General features: G+C 60.2%; 18 protein-coding genes. 7 read left to right on the forward strand and 11 right to left on the reverse strand.

Features of this window, described 5'->3' with window-relative positions:
- Nucleotides 1-21 precede the first annotated feature (21 nt).
- From ACMX25_RS29420 to ACMX25_RS29435, 4 genes are all read right to left on the reverse strand, one after another.
- Nucleotides 22-2,013, reverse strand: coding sequence for an amylo-alpha-1,6-glucosidase (locus ACMX25_RS29420; protein ID WP_414953467.1), 1,992 nt, complete (start codon nt 2,011-2,013; stop codon nt 22-24).
- The gene (locus ACMX25_RS29425) at nt 2,010-2,486 is read right to left on the reverse strand and encodes a nuclear transport factor 2 family protein (protein WP_414953468.1); all 477 of its coding nucleotides are present in this window, start codon (nt 2,484-2,486) and stop codon (nt 2,010-2,012) included. Before ACMX25_RS29425 ends, ACMX25_RS29420 begins: the two co-directional genes overlap by 4 nt.
- A 60-nt stretch (nt 2,487-2,546) precedes the next feature.
- The gene (locus ACMX25_RS29430) at nt 2,547-3,827 is read right to left on the reverse strand and encodes a DUF445 domain-containing protein (protein ID WP_414953469.1); all 1,281 of its coding nucleotides are present in this window, start codon (nt 3,825-3,827) and stop codon (nt 2,547-2,549) included.
- Nucleotides 3,828-4,875: 1,048 nt separating this feature from the next.
- The gene (locus tag ACMX25_RS29435) at nt 4,876-5,823 is read right to left on the reverse strand and encodes a TauD/TfdA dioxygenase family protein (protein ID WP_414953470.1); all 948 of its coding nucleotides are present in this window, start codon (nt 5,821-5,823) and stop codon (nt 4,876-4,878) included.
- Between the two features lie 223 nt (nt 5,824-6,046).
- Here ACMX25_RS29435 and ACMX25_RS29440 point away from each other — a divergent pair, with 223 nt between their 5' ends.
- The 7 genes from ACMX25_RS29440 (at nt 6,047) to ACMX25_RS29470 (ending at nt 12,478) form a co-directional block, all read left to right on the forward strand.
- Complete coding sequence (locus tag ACMX25_RS29440) at nt 6,047-6,838, forward strand: SDR family NAD(P)-dependent oxidoreductase (protein WP_414953471.1); 792 nt, start codon at nt 6,047-6,049, stop codon at nt 6,836-6,838.
- A gap of 118 nt (nt 6,839-6,956) precedes the next feature.
- Entirely contained in the window at nt 6,957-7,772 is an 816-nt protein-coding gene (locus ACMX25_RS29445) for a MetQ/NlpA family ABC transporter substrate-binding protein (RefSeq protein ID WP_414953472.1), read from the forward strand.
- Nucleotides 7,773-7,889: 117 nt separating this feature from the next.
- Nucleotides 7,890-8,744, forward strand: coding sequence for a CmcJ/NvfI family oxidoreductase (locus ACMX25_RS29450; RefSeq protein ID WP_414953473.1), 855 nt, complete (start codon nt 7,890-7,892; stop codon nt 8,742-8,744).
- A gap of 162 nt (nt 8,745-8,906) precedes the next feature.
- On the forward strand, nt 8,907-9,710 hold the full coding sequence (locus ACMX25_RS29455; RefSeq protein WP_414953474.1) for a MetQ/NlpA family ABC transporter substrate-binding protein: 804 nt from the start codon (nt 8,907-8,909) through the stop codon (nt 9,708-9,710).
- 163 nt (nt 9,711-9,873) lie between these two features.
- Nucleotides 9,874-10,875: an aliphatic sulfonate ABC transporter substrate-binding protein gene (locus ACMX25_RS29460; protein WP_414953475.1), complete on the forward strand. Its 1,002-nt coding sequence runs from the start codon at nt 9,874-9,876 to the stop codon at nt 10,873-10,875.
- Nucleotides 10,872-11,735: an ABC transporter permease gene (locus tag ACMX25_RS29465; protein WP_414953476.1), complete on the forward strand. Its 864-nt coding sequence runs from the start codon at nt 10,872-10,874 to the stop codon at nt 11,733-11,735. Before ACMX25_RS29460 ends, ACMX25_RS29465 begins: the two co-directional genes overlap by 4 nt.
- Entirely contained in the window at nt 11,732-12,478 is a 747-nt protein-coding gene (locus ACMX25_RS29470; protein ID WP_414953477.1) for an ABC transporter ATP-binding protein, read from the forward strand. Before ACMX25_RS29465 ends, ACMX25_RS29470 begins: the two co-directional genes overlap by 4 nt.
- Nucleotides 12,479-12,498: 20 nt before the next feature.
- Here ACMX25_RS29470 and ACMX25_RS29475 read toward each other — a convergent pair whose 3' ends face one another.
- From ACMX25_RS29475 to soxC, 7 genes are all read right to left on the reverse strand, one after another.
- Nucleotides 12,499-12,714 (reverse strand): TOBE domain-containing protein, encoded by a 216-nt coding sequence (locus ACMX25_RS29475; RefSeq protein ID WP_031357267.1) that lies wholly within the window; start codon nt 12,712-12,714, stop codon nt 12,499-12,501.
- 98 nt (nt 12,715-12,812) lie between these two features.
- On the reverse strand, nt 12,813-13,637 hold the full coding sequence (locus ACMX25_RS29480) for an ATP-binding cassette domain-containing protein (protein ID WP_414953478.1): 825 nt from the start codon (nt 13,635-13,637) through the stop codon (nt 12,813-12,815).
- Nucleotides 13,634-14,428, reverse strand: coding sequence for an aliphatic sulfonate ABC transporter permease SsuC (gene ssuC, locus ACMX25_RS29485; protein ID WP_414953479.1), 795 nt, complete (start codon nt 14,426-14,428; stop codon nt 13,634-13,636). The genes ACMX25_RS29480 and ssuC overlap by 4 nt, the downstream gene beginning before the upstream one ends.
- A 13-nt stretch (nt 14,429-14,441) precedes the next feature.
- A complete protein-coding gene (ssuD, locus tag ACMX25_RS29490) occupies nt 14,442-15,590 on the reverse strand; it encodes an FMNH2-dependent alkanesulfonate monooxygenase (protein ID WP_414953480.1) in 1,149 nt (382 codons plus the stop codon).
- Between the two features lie 238 nt (nt 15,591-15,828).
- Nucleotides 15,829-16,857: a sulfonate ABC transporter substrate-binding protein gene (locus tag ACMX25_RS29495; RefSeq protein WP_414953481.1), complete on the reverse strand. Its 1,029-nt coding sequence runs from the start codon at nt 16,855-16,857 to the stop codon at nt 15,829-15,831.
- A 17-nt stretch (nt 16,858-16,874) separates the two neighbouring features.
- Nucleotides 16,875-17,390, reverse strand: a complete 516-nt coding sequence (locus tag ACMX25_RS29500; protein ID WP_414953482.1) for a c-type cytochrome — start codon at nt 17,388-17,390, stop codon at nt 16,875-16,877.
- Nucleotides 17,383-18,630: a sulfite dehydrogenase gene (soxC, locus tag ACMX25_RS29505; protein WP_414953483.1), complete on the reverse strand. Its 1,248-nt coding sequence runs from the start codon at nt 18,628-18,630 to the stop codon at nt 17,383-17,385. The genes ACMX25_RS29500 and soxC overlap by 8 nt, the downstream gene beginning before the upstream one ends.
- Nucleotides 18,631-18,634: the final 4 nt, after the last annotated feature.

An 18,634-nucleotide genomic window follows, 5' to 3' on the forward strand; every position in this document is an offset into this window, starting at 1 on the left:
CGTGACGGAAAGACCGATAATCTAGCGCGTTTGCGGCATCTCGGCAGGATCGGCGGCGTCAGCGGGTTGACTATCAAGTTGCGTATCAAGTGGATTATCAAGCAGACGTTCGAGACGCATGAGTTCGCCGAGCGACCACGCCTGGAATGGCGTGCCGCCGGGTGTATGCGGCGCGTCGCCATCCGCCACTTCGGAAATATGGTCCAGCCCCGCAGCATGCAGATGGTCGCGCAGGGGCCTGACAAAACGCTCGCGAGCCACGGCTTTCGATGCTTGATCGTCGCCGTGAACCCGCAGCCACGCCGCAACGAACGGCCCCATCAGCCACGGCCAGACCGTGCCCTGATGGTACGCACCATCGCGTTCCAGCGGCGTGCCGGTGTAGCGGCCCTGATAGGCAGGATCATTCGGCGACAAGGTCCTGAGGCCGAGCGGCGTCAGCAAAAGCTGCTCGCATTGATCGACGACCGCGCGTGCGGTGACGCTATTTTCTATCACCGCAAACGGTAGGCCGCCCACGGCAAAAAGCTGGTTCGGACGGATGGCGTGGTCGAGCTTGCCGCGTTGGTGATCGGCATCGATTACGTCGTAGAGCGCACCGCTGGCCGGATCAGTGAAACGTTGCTGAAAAGCCTGCGTGGCACGCGAGGCCGGTTCCGTCCAGCGCGAATTCCATGCGGACCCAATGCGCAACGCGTTGATCCACAGCGCCTGCACTTCGACTGGCTTGCCGATGCGCGGCGTCACCACCCAGTCGCCCACCTTCGCGTCCATCCACGTCAGTTGCACGCCGGGAACGCCGGCTCGCAGCAAGCCATCGTCGGGATCGGCGCCGATCTGGAAACGCGTGCCGCGTGAGTAGCCGTCGAGAATGCCATCGACGGCTTGCTGCAACCGGTCCTGCGCTTCCCGTTCAGCGTGGCCCGTCGCGAGATAGTCGTGCACGGCGATCACAAACCACAATGATGCATCCACCGAGTTGTATTCCGGCGCGCCGCTGTCGGGAAAACGATTCGGCAGCATGCCTTCAGAGAGCGTGCCGGCCCATTCGAGCAAGATGGATTCGGCGTCGGTGTATCGGCCGGATGCGATCAGCAGGCCGCGCATCGCGATGAAGGTGTCGCGGCCCCAGTCCGTGAACCACGGGAAACCGGCGAGGATCGTACTGCCCTTGTTTCGCGCCACGATGTAGGCATCGGCAGAACGATGCAGCGGCGTTGCAAAAGCTGCACGGCGGGCTCGTTCAATGTCAGCGAGCTGCTTCGCGGTATCGACGGCGTTGGTCTTCGCGCCCTCATTCGCGCTCAACACGAGCACCGCTTCGCCAAGCGATAAATCGAACGAAAAGATTCCGGGCGTAGCGAGGTCTTCGTTGAAGTCCATGCCGCGTTCGCGCTCGGCGGTATAGCAGAAATTGCGGTACCAGTCAGGCGCGTGAACATACGATCCATTCGATGCCGCGACCACCGCCGGCACGTCGCCATACGCTTGCCATCGGACCTGATCTCCCGTCGCCGTGTAATTGAAATTGAACGCCGGGTTCTCGTGATGCAGCGCGTGATAGTCGCGGCCGGAAAGCAATGGCCGAACCTTGAGCGTGAATGCCTCGCCGTCGAGCCGCCAGCGCATCACCGTCTGCGCACTTGCCTTCGCGACGAACAGTTCAGCGGTCAGGATATGGTTGTCGCCGACCTGGAAGCGCCACGTGGGCCACGGGTCGGTATCGAAGGAAAGCAGGCTTTCGGAGGGATCCGGCCAGACAGAACCGTCGCCATAACGCTGCATGGACAGCGGAACGCGCGTCTGCCCGGAGGCGTCCTCCAGCCACACTTCCACGCCGTTCACCAGCACCATGCGCCCCGCGGGCGGTTGCGTGGCGGTGAGAAGCAGGGCGTGATATCTGCGGGTCCGTTCAGTGCCCGCCGTGCCGCATGCGAAGCCGCCAAGCGCATCGGCTTCGAGCCACTCGTCGTTGAGACAGCCTTCACTGGCAGGGCATTCGAGGCGTGTCATTTTTGGGGCTGCTGCCGGTAGGCGCGAAGACCCTTGCTGGCTTGCGCCCGGATCTTGTTTTGCACGATCGATGACCAGCCGAGCAGCCAGCCCTTGAGTCCGAGCGCCTGACGGCTCCAGGTCCAGAGATCGAAACTATCCTGATGCTCGACGATCAGGCCATCGCGGATCGCGAAACGCGCGTTGATGCGGTTGATCACCTTGCGCCCGGTCTGCGTGAAACGATAGGTCGCGACCCAGTTCGCCGTCGCGGTCTGGCCGACAGTCTGGATGTTGCTGAAAGTGAGGGAGAATTCAGCGGCGCGCGAAATCAGCATGCGCCACATATCTCCCGCTTCGCGGCCCCGCAACACGCCGAACACCGGATCGCGGAACTCGACATCGGGCGCGTAGCATGCCGCCATCGCCTCGGCGTCGGAACGCTGGAAGGCTTCGTAGAAGCGCTGGATCAACGCGGCGTTCGGGTCCGTCATAGTCGGTCTCGTCCAGAGGGAAATTAGCTGACCGCGGCTACACCAATCTAATTCCGCAGCTTAAACCATGAACATGGAGACTGCGTGAATGATCAGGCCGACCGCACCGCCCACCAGCGTGCCGTTCACGCGGATGAACTGCAAGTCGCGGCCGACGCTCAGTTCCACGTCGCGCACGAGCGTGGCGTCGTCCCAATTGCGCACGGTCGCGGCAATATGCTTGGCAATGCCGTCGCGCAGATCCGGTGCAAGCGATTTGAGCGCGTCGCGCATGTGCTCGTTGATCGACTCGCGCAACGCCGGATCGCTGCCCAGCGCTGCCGCGAACGATGCCGATGCGCCCGTCACTTTTTTGTGCAGCGTCGAATCTGCTTGCGCGAGATCGCGGCGCAGCCAGTCCTTGAATTCGTCCCACAGGCCGTTCACGTAGGTGCGCAATTCCGGGCGTTCCAGCCATTCGCGCTTGTGCTGGTCGATGCGCGCGCGGAATGCCGGGTCCGTTTTCAGGCGTTCGATGAATGCTTCCACCGTCCGGTCGAAAGATTGGCGGCGCTCGTGTTCCGGGTTTTCGCTGATGTCGTGCAGCCACTTGTTTGCGCCGCGAACCAGACCGCCGGCGAACTTGTTGCCGAGATCTTCCGCGCTCAGGCCCACGAAACCGAGCATGCCGATCAGCTTCGGATATTCCTCGCCCGCCACGTCGAGGATTTTTGCGGCGAGAATGGCCTGAACTTCCTCACGGTCTAGCCATTGCGCAAGTTCGCGCAGGCCTTCGTCGAGCAGCATTTGATGGCGCCGGTCCGCCGTCAGCGTGGACAGCAATCCGCCTACCGCGCCCGCCAGGTCGAACTGTTCGGCGCGGCGGCGCAGGGCTTCGTGGAGCATTGTCTTGACGCGTTCATCGTCGACGAAATCGAGCATCTGGGCCGCCGCCGCGACCGCTTTTGCGCCGAGTAATGCCGCGTTCGCCGGTTCGGCCAGCCAGATCGCGAGGCGGCCGGCCGGATCGAAGGCGTTCACGCGGGCAACGAGCGCGTCGGTGCCGAGGAATTTATCGCGGACGAATTCGGCGAGGTTATCGGCCACGCGTGCCTTGTTCGCGGGCAGGATAGCCGTGTGCGGGATCGGCAGCCCGAGCGGGTGGCGGAACAGCGCGACAACCGCGAACCAGTCGGCCAGCGCGCCGACCATGGCGGCTTCGGCGAAAGCCGAGACCCACGCCCAGACGCCGGCGTCGTGCTGGCTCTTGGCGAGCACGAAGAGTGCGGCCGCCGCGACGAGAAGGCCGGCGGCGAACCATTTCATCTTCTTTAGTGCGAGTGCTTTGTCCTGCGTTGCCATCTTGGTCGGGGGGTTTGTTGGTGGAACAAGGGCGCCAGCATACCAGTGACACTGGAGGTCGGTGGATTCGCGGAAGGGGTTTTATGGGTCGAGGTTGGGGTGTTGGGTTCTGGCGTTAGCGGGCAGCGTCAGGGTGGTGTTTTTGGGCGTGGTGGTCGGGGTCTATGCCGGGTTGCTGCTTTCCAGGTCTTCGCAAGTTATATCTTGGCTGATTTCTTTATCACTATTAGCCACTGTGCGTGGCGGCACGTCATTTCTTTTTCCAAAGCGAAAAAGAAACGAAGCAAAGAAAACGCTTTCACCGCTCTACCCTAAGTGTCCACAGCGTGCAGTTCCATTTCATGGGTGCCCCAAAAGCACGGTGCTCGCAAGAGCACCGGATGTGTGAAACCCTCCTTCTCGCGAATCCTGACAGTAAAACGCTTCGCCCCGTACGCTCTCGGGCTAGCACCCGTGCCAAGGAAACCCGCACGGCCTCACGCGTATTTGCCGCCGTGGTACTTCGCGAGTTAGCTATCAATTTGCATTGTTATTTGCCGGGTTAGGCCTCACGCATTCTGCAGATCCATTTCTCGGAGGTTTAAAAAATGGTTCGGCATGCATCCAAATTTGGAGGTTGGTTTTCCGCGGATAGCGCGGGGTACTCCTTGGGCAGGTTCAGTCGCTAGTGCTAGCCCGAGAGCGTACGGGGCGAAGCGTTTTACTGTCAGGATTCGCGAGAAAGAGGGTTTCACACATCCGTGGCTCTGGCGAGCACCGTGCTTTTGGGGCACCTATGAAATGGAACTGCACGCTGTGGACACTTAGGGTAGAGCTGTTAAAAGCGTTTTCTTTGCTTCGTTTCTTTGTCGCTTTGGACAAAGAAATGACGCGCCGCCACGCGCAGTGGCTAATAGTGATAAAGAAAACAGCTAGCACTAAACGCGCGAAGACCTGGAAAACAACAACCCGGCATTGACCCCGACCGCTAACGCAGAACCCGTGCAACCCGGCGCCAACCCCAACCGCTAACCCCAGAACCCACCCCCAAAGCGAACGAAAACCCCGTTCAATTCAGCGCCACGGCCGCCGCCGCATTAACCGGCGAACCTTCCAGCGCGACGGAAGCGCGTCCGTCCGGCCCCACCGGCACATCACCGACCAGCGTAGTTCGATACAACTGCCGATCAAATTCCAGATCAAAAATATCGGAAGGAGCAAGATGCGCCGTCGACCGGTTATCCCAGAACGCGATGCTGCCCGGTTCCCATTTGAACCGCACCGTGAATTCAGGACGCGTCACATGTTCCCACAGCAATTCGAGGATCGCCTGACTCTCACGCGGCGTCACACCAACAATATGCTTCAGGAAACTCGGGCTGACATAGAGCGCCCGCTCACCAGTTTCAGGGTGCACGCGCACCAGCGGATGTTCCGTGACCAGCGCGCGCTGCTGCACCGCCTGCTCGAATGCGCTAGTGGCGCTGGCTCCGGCAGGCGGTGTGAATTTATGCACGCCACGCAAGCCATCGACAAAATCACGCAGCGGCGCAGAGAGTTTTTCATACGCGGCAACGAGGCTCGTCCACTGCGTATCGCCTCCATAAGGCGGGATGGTGACGCCACGCAGGATTGATGCAAATGGCGGATTAACCGCAGCGGTTACATCGGTATGCCAGCCGGTCCACGGACGCAACAACGCCTGCCCTTCAAAACGCGTTGCCTTCCGATACTTGGAAATGGAATAGATCTCCGGATGCCCTTCAACATGTCCAAACACGGGATGCCCCAACGTGAGTTCGCCGAACTGCGCCGAGAACGCCACATGCTGCGCATGCGTGAGGAACTGCTCGCGAAAGAAGACCACACGCCACTTCAACAACGCCGCACGAATCTGCGCGACCTGCTGGGCGTCGAGTGGCTGCGATAAATCGACACCACTGATTTCAGCCCCTATAAACGCCGACAGCGGCGTGATCTGGACGGACTCGGTATGGGTTGCGACGGCTGCGTTCATTGCGTGTCTCCTGAAAAGGGAATCGCCAGTCTGATATGGGCAAGATTGGCTTCGATATGCACATTACGACCGCCGCGCAGCGGCCTCAACCAATCGATCCGCATATGCAAACCACGCCGGACGCAAAAGATCGATCAGGACTAGAATCAATCTCGCAACCTTGAATAACGTTATCGGGTTTTCTTCCTTCCCAATCGCCAGGAGCCGGTCTAACGTCACCGCCATGAACTCAACTATCCAATCATCTTCCACTCTCCCGCATGAACAAGCACCCGTCGCGTGGATCGCCGGCGTCGGCGCCAGCGCGGGACTCGGCGCAGCAGTCGCCCGGCGCTTCTCGGAGGGCGGCTTCACGGTCGCCCTCACAGGACGCACAGCCGAACGTGTCGAAAGCATAGTGGCAGAGATTCGCGCCGCGGGCGGTGTGGCTCACGCCTTAACTGGCGATATCTCGAACGAAGCAACCGTCACCGAGCTTGCCAACCGCGTGCGTGAACTTGGCCCGCTGTCGGCGGCCATATTCAACGCGGGCGGTGCAAGCCGTGCGCCCACGCTTGAACTGACCGCAGAGAACTTCGAGCAAGCCTGGCGCAGCGGCGTGCTCGGGGGTTTCCTGTTTGCTCAGGCAGCGCTGCGCCGGATCCTGAACAACGGCCTGAATGCCACCAGCTCAACGGGGCGCGGCACGCTGCTGTTTACAGGCGCCACGGCTGCGTTGCGCGGCAAACCACCCTTCGCTGCTTTTGCCGCATCGAAGGCCGCACTGCGTTCATTAAGCCAGACACTCGCTCGCGAGTTCGGGTCCGAAGGCATACATGTGGCGCATATCGTGATTGATGGCGGTATCGACGGCGAGCGTCTTCGGCAATCCGCACCGCAGCGCGTACAACAAGCCGGCGACGATGGCTTGCTGCAAGCAAGCGCCATAGCGGAGAGTTATTGGCAATTGCATCGTCAGCATAGAAGCGCATGGACGCAGGAACTTGATCTGCGTCCGTTCAAGGAAACGTTCTGAACAACAAGCTGCGCGCTAAATCCTTGTGCGACCTTGCGCGCGGTTAGCTTTGATTTCAATGTCATGCGTTCCTTGCTGGTGCGCATGACAGTCATTTACTTCTTCCATTTATTCCCCCATGTCGAAACGCCCCTTCCTGCTTGCGTTGGCGCTATGCGCCGCGCTCGCTCCATTCAGCGCCCGCGCCGCCGGTGCAAACGAACTGCGCATCGGCTTCGTGCCCGGACCTTATGCCGATGAATTCAAGGCCGGCGTCGAGCCGCAATTGCGCCAGAAGGGTTATACGATCAAGTACGTTGAATTCAGCACGGGGCTGGAGGCGAATCAGGCTGTGTATCGGGGTGAGATCGCAGCAGACGTGATGCAGCACGAGGTCTATCTGAAGTCATACAACGACCGCAACGGAACCGATCTCGTACCCGTCGTCCAGGTACCCACGCCGCCCATGGGCCTGTATTCGAAGAAGCATCATGCGCTGACTGACGTCCATGCCGGCTCGACAGTGGCCGTGCCCAACGATCCGGTCAACCTGGAGCGCGCGCTCAAGATCCTGCAGCGGATCGGCTGGATCAAGCTTCGTCCGAACAGCAATCCGGTCGATGTCACCGAGCGTGACGTCATCGCGAATCCGGCCGGCATCAAGATCGTTCCGCTTGAAAATGCACAGGCGCCGCGCGCACTCGATGACGTCGATTTCGCCGCCATTCAGGGCAACTTCGCCATCTTCAGCGGCTACAAGCTCACCGATGCACTGGCCCTCGAACAGATGACGCCGCCGTATATCAACCAGGTTGTGGTCAGGGCTGCGAACAAGACGTCGCGCAGCACGCAAGACATTGTCAATGCATATCAATCGCCTGCCTTTCAGCAGGTCATCCTGAACAATCACTTCTACGATGGCTTCCGTCTGCCCGAATACTTTGCTAGCAAGTAGGGTTATCGCTACGCCTGCCGAATAACCTTATGGAATTTTATTCGTTCAGCTTCGGGTCATGCGGGTATAGCTTTGAAGCCTGACTTTGAATGCCTGACCCCAGGCTGAGGAACGACTATGAGCACCGTATTCGAAGAGCGTCCGCAGGCAGAAACCTTGCAGGCGGTGGAAGCTGAACTAAACTATTTGCGTGCTGGCGAAGGCCGGCCGGTGAGCTACACGTTCGAGCCGCCGCCCGGCGTGCCCTGGACATCCGGCGCGCTCGAACCCCGCCGCGTGACCATCCGCGACGCGCGGCCGCTTGCCGCCGCAGGAGAGTTGTCGCTGGATAAAAGCGGCTTCGAACGCATCGAACATAGAAGTACGCTGACCGACTTCAGCGACGACGCGGTCATTCGCTCGATCTACTACGACGAATCCGCCCAGGTCCTGCTCAAGGCGACCGGCGCGGAAAAGGTTGTCGTATTCGATCACACCCTGCGCGACAGCTTGAACGGCTCGCGTGCAACCTCGTCGTTGCGTGAACCAGTAAGGCGTGTGCACAACGACCAGACGTTCGTGTCCGGGCCGCGTCGCGTGCGAGACCACCTCCCTGCCGATGAAGCCGCGCGACGCCTCACGCATCGCTTTGCGATCATCAATCTATGGCGTCCGCTCGATGTAGTGGAGCAACTACCCCTTGCGCTCTGCGACGCACGCTCGATAGCGGCAAACGATCTGGTACCAAGCGATCTTGTGTACAAGGATAAAGTCGGCGAGACCTTTTCCTTTACGCATAATCCGGCGCATCGCTGGTACTACTTCCCGAAGCTGCGACCCGACGAAGCGCTGCTGCTCAAGATCTACGACTCTCGCGACGACGGCACGGCACGCCTGACCGCACACACGGCGTTTACAGATCCCACCACGCCGGAAAGCGCCGCACCACGCAGAAGTATCGAATTGCGCGCACTGGTCTTCTGGAAGGAATGAGGCGGATTGGGCGATCGCTGACCGGTGCATGCCACGGATGCCATGCATGCGCCGGATCTTAGCTAAGCTTTCAAATTGGCATAAACACATGAAAACTGAATGGTTAGCCCGGCGCGCAAGTCATGAGAGGATTCGCGCCTGCCAACCAGAAAGAGTTTCAACATGCATCGTAGAACCGTTCTTGCTAGTCTTGCCTTCGCCACACTCGGCGCTGTCTTCAGCATCGCGCACGCGGAAGATGCCCCGCTGAAAATCGGCACCATGAGTGGCCCCGACGCGCAGATCTGGACCGAAGTGTCCAAGGTCGCCGCGCATGAAGGTCTCAAGATCAAGGTGATCGAATTCAACGATTACATCCAGCCCAATGCCGCCCTCGATGCCGGCGACCTCGATGCCAACGGCTTCCAGCACCAGCCTTTCCTCGATAGCCAGATCAAGCAACGCGGCTACAAGATCGTGAACGTGGGCCTGACTTACGTTGCGCCAATGGGCTTCTATTCGAAGAAGTTCAAGTCGTTGAAGGACCTGCCGCAAGGGGCGAAAGTCGGTATCCAGAACGACCCGTCGAACGGCAACCGCGCGCTGTTGCTGCTGCAGAAAAACGGCATCATCAAGTTGAAGGCCGGCGTGGGTAAAGACGGCGTGAACGCAACGCCGCTCGACGTGGTCGAAAACCCGAAGGGCATCAAGCTGGTCGAACTCGACTCGGCGCAATTGCCGCGCTCGCTGGATGACCTCGCCGCTGCATCGATCAACACGGACTACGCCGTGAAAGCCGGCCTGTCGCCTACGAAAGACGCCATTGCCATTGAAGACCTGAAGGGTCCTTATGCCAACCTGATCGCGGTTCGCGCTCAGGATCGCGATAAGCCGTGGGTCAAGAAACTGGTCGCGGCGTATGAGTCACCGGACGTAAAGAATTTCATCGATACCCAGTTCAAGGGTTCGATCATTCCAGCGTTCTAAGCGAGACTAAACGGGCTAAGCAAGACCCTCACGCCGCGCGGCGAACCGGCCATAGCTCCCGACGTGCTTAAGTTGTGAGCTTTTATTGGTTCGCCCCAGCGGCGCCTTTCATTACATTGACCGGTCACTAAAAAATTGCATCACAGACCATCAGGATCAATCGATGAAACTCGCCACGGGTACGCTAATCTCTCGTTTCATTACCTCGCTCGCCGTGTTGGCGGCAGCATGGGTACCGGCCGCCGCGTACGCCGCACCGCCCGCCGAGGTGAAGCTCGACTACGCGTATTACTCGCCCGAAAGCCTGGTCATCAAGCGTCAGGGCTGGCTGGAAAAAGAGCTTGCGCCTGATCACACGCAGGTCAAGTGGGTGTTGAGCCTCGGCAGCAATCGCGCGCTCGAATACCTGAACAGCGGCGCAATCGATATTGGCTCGACAGCCGGCCTTGCCGCCCTGCTCGGGCGTGCCAACGGCAACCCTATCCGCGCAGTCTATATTTTCTCGCGGCCCGAATGGACCGCGCTGGTCGTCGCCAAGAATTCACCGATCAAGACCTTGGCGGATTTGAAGGGCAAGAAAATTGCCGCGACCAAAGGCACAGATCCTTACCTCTTTACGTTGCGTGCACTGCATACGATCGGCCTGACGCGCGACGATGTGGAACTGGTCAACCTGCAACATCCGGATGGGCGCACTGCGCTCGCCAACGGGCAAGTCGATGCATGGGCGGGTCTTGATCCGCACATGGCCGCAGCACAAATTGATGACGGCGCGCGGCTGCTTTATCGTAACGTCGCGTTCAACACATACGGCTTTCTGAATGCCCGCGAGGACTTCATCGCGGAGCATCCGGAGACCCTCGCGCATGTGCTTAAAGTGTACGAACAGGCACGCGTATGGATTGCTGCGCATCCCGACGAAACCGCGAAGATCATTGCCGAGGAGTCGAAGTTGTCGTTGCCGGTAGCAAAGCTGCAACTGAGCCGCAATGACTTCAGCCACCCGCAACTGGGTGCCGAACAAATCGATGCGTTGAAGGCGGCTGCGCCCATTCTCACGCAAGAACAGCTCGTCAAGCCGGGCACCGATCTAAATCAGGTGATCGACGCACTGATTGATGTCAAGCTCGCGCAGCCGGTCATAGCATCGGCTAACGCCAAATGAATCGTCCCGCGCTAAGGGCGCAGGTGATCTCTTCCGATGAATCACTCGCGCTGCCCGGGCAACTAACGCCCTGGAGAAAAACAGCCCGGTCTCCGCTCCAACCATGGCGCATTGCCGGGCTCCTGCTGCCCTTCGCGTTTCTCGGGCTCATGGAAATTTTGGTGAGAACGCATGTAGTTCCCGAACACCTGGTTCCGGCGCCAAGCACCATCGCCGAAACACTCTGGCAACTCGGTGGTGAGCGGCTCGCGCGACATATCGGCGTGAGTAGTTTGCGCGTGTTTGCAGGCTTCGCCATTGGCGCACTCGTAGCAATCTTTTTTGGTGCGGCAATGGGCCTAAGCCGAAGAATAGACGCGCTGCTCGATCCAAGTTTTCAGGCGCTAAGAGCGATTCCATCGTTGGCGTGGGTGCCCGTTCTGCTGCTGTGGATGGGTATTGATGAAGCGCCCAAGATCACGCTGGTCGCAATCGGCGCCTTCTTTCCAGTGCACTTGAGCGTAGTCGCCGGCATTCGCGGCGTGGACCGCAAGCTGATCGAACTGGGCGAGGTAAATCGCCTGAGTCAACGAGCGCTTTTTATGCGCATTCTGCTGCCGGCATCGCTACCGCAAATCTTCACCGGCCTTAGAACCGGCCTGAGCCTTGCATGGATGTTCATGGTCGCCGCCGAGTTGATTGCCGCTACACGTGGTCTTGGCTATCTGCTGAGCGACGGCCGTGAAACGGGACGACCGGACCTCGTATTTGGAGCGATCCTGTTACTCGCATTGCTCGGCAAACTAAGCGACAGCGTGCTCAAGGCGATCGAAACCCGCGTACTCTCCTGGCGGGATACCAGCACCGGATACAGCCGATGAGCGCCCCTCTTCTCGACCTGCGTGTAGCGGAAAAACACTACGATGCGCGCATCGTAATCGAACGCTTGACGCTCTCGATCCGGCGCGGCGAAATAGTCAGTCTTGTGGGTCCGAGCGGTTGCGGCAAGAGCACTCTGCTGCGGATTCTCGCTGGCCTCGATCGTGACTTCAATGGCGAGATCCTCATCGGCGGAAAACCACAACACGGACCGTCGAGCAGGATCGGCGTGATCTTTCAGGAGCCGCGTTTATTGCCCTGGCTGAGCGTGGCCGATAACGTCGCGTTTCCGGCGGCCCCGCGTCGTGGGAACGATCCTCGTGTAGGAAAATTGCTGGTTGAAGTGGGTCTTGCCGAGGCGCGCGCTTACCTTCCCAAGCAGTTGTCCGGTGGCATGGCGCAGCGGGTGGCAATCGCCAGGGGTCTATTTCCAGAGCCTGACCTGTTGCTGCTTGACGAGCCCTTCAGCGCTGTCGATGCAATGACGCGGATGCGTTTGCAGGATCTGTTGTTATCACTCGTGCACTCGCATGGCACGACGGCGCTTCTGGTCACGCATGATCTGGACGAAGCGCTTTATCTTTCGGATCGCGTGCTGCTGATGACACCGTCGGGTAAATCCGGCGCGGGAAAGATCGTGCGTGAGATCGACGTGAAGGTCGAGCGGCCGCGCGATCGTCGTGATCTCTTGCTCGCGGGCCTGCGGGGTGAATTGCTTGAAGGTCTCGGGGCGGTCACTGTCTAGTGCCGCCCTTCAGGGAAAATTCAAAGACGCGCAATCGACACTTCAGTCGACTTCACGAACGCAATCACTTCGCTCCCCACCTTCAATTCCAGCTCATCGATCGAACGCGTGGTGATCACCGACGTGACAATGCCATAAGGCGTTTCCACATCGACTTCCGACACCACCGAACCGCGGATGATCTCCTTGATGTGCCCTTTGAACTGGTTGCGTACATTGATTGCCGTGATGCCCATGATGATGCTCCGTATAAATTAAATAGTGCCGGGGCCATTCGACAGCGGCAATGAGTGAATCGAATCAATGAATCTAATCAATGGGTCAAATCGCTGAGCTATGTCCGGAGAACGCGCGACAAGACCTGTTCTTCCAATTCGGCGAACCCCTCCGCCGTGCGCAAACGCGGGCGCTGCAGAGTGATGGCGGCATCGAAGGAAATCTTCCCCGCTTCGATCAACACAATCCGCTCGCCCAGCGCGACCGCTTCCTGCACGTCGTGCGTAACCAGCAGCGCAGTGAAGCGATGCTCGCGCCACAGACGCTCGATCAGCGCGTGCATTTCAATGCGCGTCAACGCATCGAGCGCGCCAAGCGGTTCATCCAGCAACAACAGGTCCGGCCGGTGCACGAGCGCGCGTGCAAGCGCTACCCGTTGCCGCTGACCGCCCGACAATTGCGCGGGCCAATCGCCCTCGCGCTCGCTCAGGCCCACTTCAGCCAGCGTCGCGCGAGCGTCTTCACGAGACGAACGCGGTAGCCCAAGCATCACGTTCTGCAGCACGCTTTTCCATGGCAGCAAGCGCGCATCCTGGAACATGATGCGTGTCTCCAGGGTGTTTGCTCCTGCAGCCGCGTTGCGTTGCACGACACCGCCGGTCGCTTTTTCAAGGCCCGCGATCAAACGCAGCAACGTGGACTTGCCGCAGCCGCTGCGCCCGACTATCGATACAAAACTGCCGCGCTCAATGGCGAAATCAAAGTTCGATAACACCTTGCGCTCGCCGAAATGCTTGTCGACACCTTGCAGCGCGACGGCCATGTCGGCGGGTTGATTACGAGGGACAACCGCCGCCGGCGCCCGTTCGCGCGCGACAACTTCCGATTGGTTGCCTTCCAGCACGGCGTTGCCCGATGCATACGATGCGTAGCTTGATGTCACGTTTTTGCTCCCTTCTGATACGCAGGATGCCAGCGTAGCGTGGCACGCTCGATCGACTTGGCAAGCATGTCGGCCAGCTTGCCGAGCAGCGCATAAAGCAGGATGCCGACCACCACCACATCGGTCTGCAGGAACTCGCGCGCGTTCATGGTCATATAGCCGATGCCCGATTGCGCGGAGATGGTCTCGGCCACGATCAGCATCACCCACATCAGCCCGAATGCGAACCGCACGCCCACGAGAATGGAGGGCAACGCCCCCGGCAGGATCACGTCACGATACAGCGCGAAGCCCGAGAGTCCGTAGCTTCGAGCCATCTCGATCAGGTCTGCATCGACTGAACGAATCCCGTGATACGTGTTCGTATAAACGGGGAAAAATACGCCCAGCGCGACCAGGAACAACTTCGCTTCCTCGCCGATACCGAACCACAGGATCACCAGCGGAATCATCGCGAGCGCAGGGATGTTGCGGATCATCTGCACGGTTGAGTCGAGGGCAATCTCAGCCGGTTTGAAGAGCCCCGTTCCCAGCCCCAGTACGAAGCCAATGCTCCCGCCAATAGCGAAGCCCGTCAGGGCGCGCCACGCGCTGACCTTCACGTTCGCCCACATGTCGCCCGACTGGATCAGCTCCCAAGCCGCTTTGACAACGGCAAGCGGCTCGGGCAGCACACGCGACGACAAACCGCCCGTGCGCGCGGCCAGTTCCCATGCAATCAGGATCAGGATGGGCACAAGCCACGGCGCAGCCTGTACACCGGTGCGACGAAAAAACGAAACTGCGTTCATCGGACCTCCGGGTTCAACTTTGCGATGCACGCGGCAAGTACGACGTGCCGACGATCTCACCGAACGGTCCCGACAACGGACCCGACGTGCGCTCTTTCTGTTCACGCGGCAGCAGCGGAAAGACGAGTTCGGCGAACCTGTACGACTCTTCGAGATGCGGATAGCCCGACAGGATGAAGGTGTCGATGCCGAGCGCCGCATACTCCTTCATCAAGCCCGCGACCTGCTCAGGATTCCCCACCAGCGCCGTGCCTGCGCCGCCACGCACGAGCCCCACACCCGCCCACAAATGCGGATAGACCTCGAGCTTGTCGCGCCGGCCGCCGTGCAACGCCGCCATGCGCCGCTGGCCTTCCGAATCCATCTTTGCAAACGATGCCTGCGCGCGCTGGATGGTTTCATCGTCGAGCTTGCTGATGAGCTTGTCCGCGTCGGCCCATGCCTCTTGTTCGGTCTCGCGTACGATCACATGCAGCCGGATACCGAACTTGATCTCGCGGCCTTTATCGGCTGCACGGCGACGGATATCGGCGAGTTTCTTTTCAACTTCGGCGGGCGGTTCGCCCCAGGTCAGATAGGTATCGATATGATCAGCCGCAATCTCGTGCGCAGCCGGCGACGAACCGCCGAACCACAGTGGCGGATGCGCCTTCTGCACCGGCGGATAAAGCACCTTGCCGCCCTTCGAGCTCAGGTGCTTGCCGTCAAAATCGATCGTGCCGCCTTCATGCGACGACTCGAGCAAACCGCGCCAGATCTGCAGGAATTCGTCCGTCACTTCATAGCGCGTATTGTGATCGTTGAACACGCCGTCGCCAGCAAGTTCGACCGGGTCGCCGCCCGTCACCACGTTGATCAGCAGACGCCCGCCGGAGAGGCGATCGAAGGTCGACGCCATGCGTGCGGACAATGCGGGTGAAGTCAGACCGGGACGGATCGCGACGAGAAACTTGAGACGCTTCGTGGCGGGAATCAGGCTCGACGCAACCACCCAGGCATCTTCGCAAGAACGGCCCGTTGGCAACAGCACGCCTTCGTAGCCCAGCGTATCTGCCGCTACCGCGATCTGACGAAAGTAGTCGTAATCCGCGGCGCGCGCGCCTTGCGTCGTGCCGAGATAGCGGCTGTCGCCGTGGGTCGGAATGAACCAGAAAACATTCATCGGAGGCTCCTGCCTTACGGATCTAAGTTCAGTGTTGAGTGGGGAAGCGAGCGCAAGCGCAACGAACAAAAACACGACGCATGTTCGCGCGAAACGAGTCACCCGTCCCGTTCAGATGATTCATCTTAGCGATGCCCACTTGGGGCATGAACGATTTATTTAAGCTAAGGTTCTCGCCAATTCTGCTTATGCGTCTCTAGCGACGCAGGAGCGCAAGATTAGGTCTAAACGAGTCCGCCTAAGCGACGTTCCAGCGCGCATCGGTGACCGCCAGCTTCTTCGGAATCAGCTTCAGGTCCGTGAAGGTATCGGCAATCTGCTGCTGGTACGCGAGGGTCTCCGGTGTGATCCGCTGCACGCCATATGCGGTCCGTTTCAACGCACGTTCGAGCGTAGGCTGATCCAGCCCGACCAGCGGCGACAGCAGCTTTGCGACATCGGGCACGTTGTCGCGGCCCCATTGATCGACGTGATCCAGTTCCTCCAGCAACGCATGCACAAGCTGGGGTTGAGCGGTCGCGAACTTACGTGTTGCAAGGTAGTACTGTGTGTTGCGCACCAGCCCCGTGCCGTCCACGATTACCCGCGCATTCGCCTGACGTTCCACGGCCGCGAGATACGGGTCCCAGATGACCCATGCGTCGACGCTGCCCTGCACGAACGCCGCGCGCGCGTCGGCGGGAGCGAGGTAGACCGGCTGAATATCCGCATACGAAAGCCCTGCCTTCTTCAGCGCTTCCACTAACAGATAGTGGACATTCGAGCCCTTGTTCAACGCCACTTTCTTGCCGCGCAGATCTTCTACCTTACGGATAGCCGAGTCGTGCGGCACGACAATCGCTTCGCCTTGCGGTGCAGGCGGTTCGTTGCCGACATACACAAAGTCCACCCCTGCGGCCTGTGCAAAGATCGGCGGCGTTTCACCTACTGTGCCGGCATCGACTGCGCCTGCATTGAGGCCTTCCAGGAGTTGCGGTCCAGCGGGAAATTCGAGCCATTGCACGGTAACGCCTTGCGCAGCCAGCCGTTTGTCGAGCGTTCCGCGCGCCTTCAGAACGACGAAATTGCCGTACTTCTGATAACCGATACGAAAGATTTTTCCCGGCTCTTCGGCACGTGCCGTCTGGCTCGAGAGTAGTGCTCCGGTCCCGGTCAGAACGCTGGTGGCGCCGGCGCTTAGCGCGGCTATCCTGAGCAATGCCTGACGGCGTGATGGTGCGGCCGGTTGCGGCAGCGTTTCGTCTTTTGTTCGGTAATGGTCGGACATGCTTTGCTCCTCAGTATTCAAAGTCGGCCGGGACGTGGGTCTGGCACAAAACCATCACGATTCGGCATCCTTACTTTCTGCAACGATCGCGCGTCAAGCCGGGTATCGGGCGGTACGATGCCATTCTGATTCAACAGATACGCGCTGAGCGCATAGACTTCGTCAGCCGACAAGGACTCGGGTGCGTTGTACGGCATCGCGCGGCGAATGTAGTCGAACAGCGTGGTGGCGTATGGCCAATAACTACCGACCGTGCGTTTGGGTTTTGCGCTCGCCAGCGTGCCCCGGCCACCCACCAGCGCATCGCCGATCAAACCCTGACCCAACGCGCCGTGACAGGCTGCGCACTTCTCCACGAATACGTGCGCGCCCATTGTCACGTCGCCACTGCCAGCAGGAAGACCGCGACCGTCCGGCGCCACGTCAATATTCCATGCAGCGATCTCGTCCGCGGTCAGTGGTGTTCCAAGGTCGTGTGCTGCAAAACATGCGGGCGTCACAACAAACAGCACGAGCAGCAGCGCCCTACGCATTGCGCACCTCGCCTGCCGCATCAATACGCCACTGCTGGATCCCGTTGTAGTGATACTGCGAGTTGAGACCGCGCGCGGCGACCAGCGCTTCGCGCGTGGGTTGGACGTAGCCGGTTGAATCGGTGGCGCGCGACAGGATGCTTGCCGGTTCACCCGTCCAGCTCCAGTCGGCCTCAAAACGCGTCAGCGCACGGTCACGGACCGGCGTTTCCAGCCGCGCCGCTCGCCAGGTCGCGCCGCCGTCCGTCGAGACGTCCACCTGGCGGATCGTGCCGCGTCCCGACCATGCCAGTCCGGAGATCGGATAAAACCCGTGCGTCGTCAGCCGATGTCCCGGCGACGGGCGCGTGATCACCGACTTCGCGTCCATCTCGAACACGAACTGGCGCGCGGTGCCATCGGCGAGAAGGTTTGTGTACTTCGAGGTTTCTTCACGCGTTTGCAAAGGGGCGCTGACCACCTTTAGGCGACGCAGCCACTTGACGTGCGTATTGCCCTCGAAGCCTGGCACGATCAGCCGCAACGGGTACCCGTTCTCGGGACGCAGGCGTTCACCGTTTTGCGCGTAAGCCACGAGCGCCCGATCCGCAATGCGCGACAACGGCAGGCTGCGAGTCATCGCGGCGGCGTCGGCGCCTTCGGCCAGCACCCAACCCGATCCACCGGTCGTGCCGCCCACCTCCTCCAGCAGCGTGGACAAACGCACGCCCGTCCATTCGCAACACGACAACAGGCCATGCGTGAGTTGCACGGGCATGCCGCTCGGACCGCTCCATTCGTTACCGGTATTCCCCGAACATTCGATGAAATGAATCCGCGACTCCGACGGCAATCGCAGGATATCGTCCATGGTGAAAAGCTTCGGATTCCGTACGAGTCCGTGAATAGCCAGCCGATGCAGCGCCGGATCAATATCCGGGACGCCTGCATGATGACGTTCGTAGACGAGACCGTTCGGTGTGATCGAACCATGCAGGTCGGCGAGCGGCGTCATGGAGGACGCCGCGCCGGGCAATGGCCAGGCCTTGGCCGCGCGGCGCACGACGTCGGCTTCGTATCGTGACGGCAGGCCGTAGGGATGTTCGAGGATTGGCGTGCCGGGCGTCTTCGACCAAGGCGCAATTTCAAGCGGTTTCAGCAACTCGGCAGCGCCGGCTTGCGACGCGGCAAACCCGCCGGCAGCCAGACTGCCAAGCAGGCGTCTGCGACCCGGTGAAGGTGAGGACTTTCGGGAGGTCATCGAC

Origin of the sequence: Caballeronia eucalypticola (assembly GCF_047608185.1) — a bacterium.
Lineage (GTDB): Bacteria > Pseudomonadota > Gammaproteobacteria > Burkholderiales > Burkholderiaceae > Caballeronia.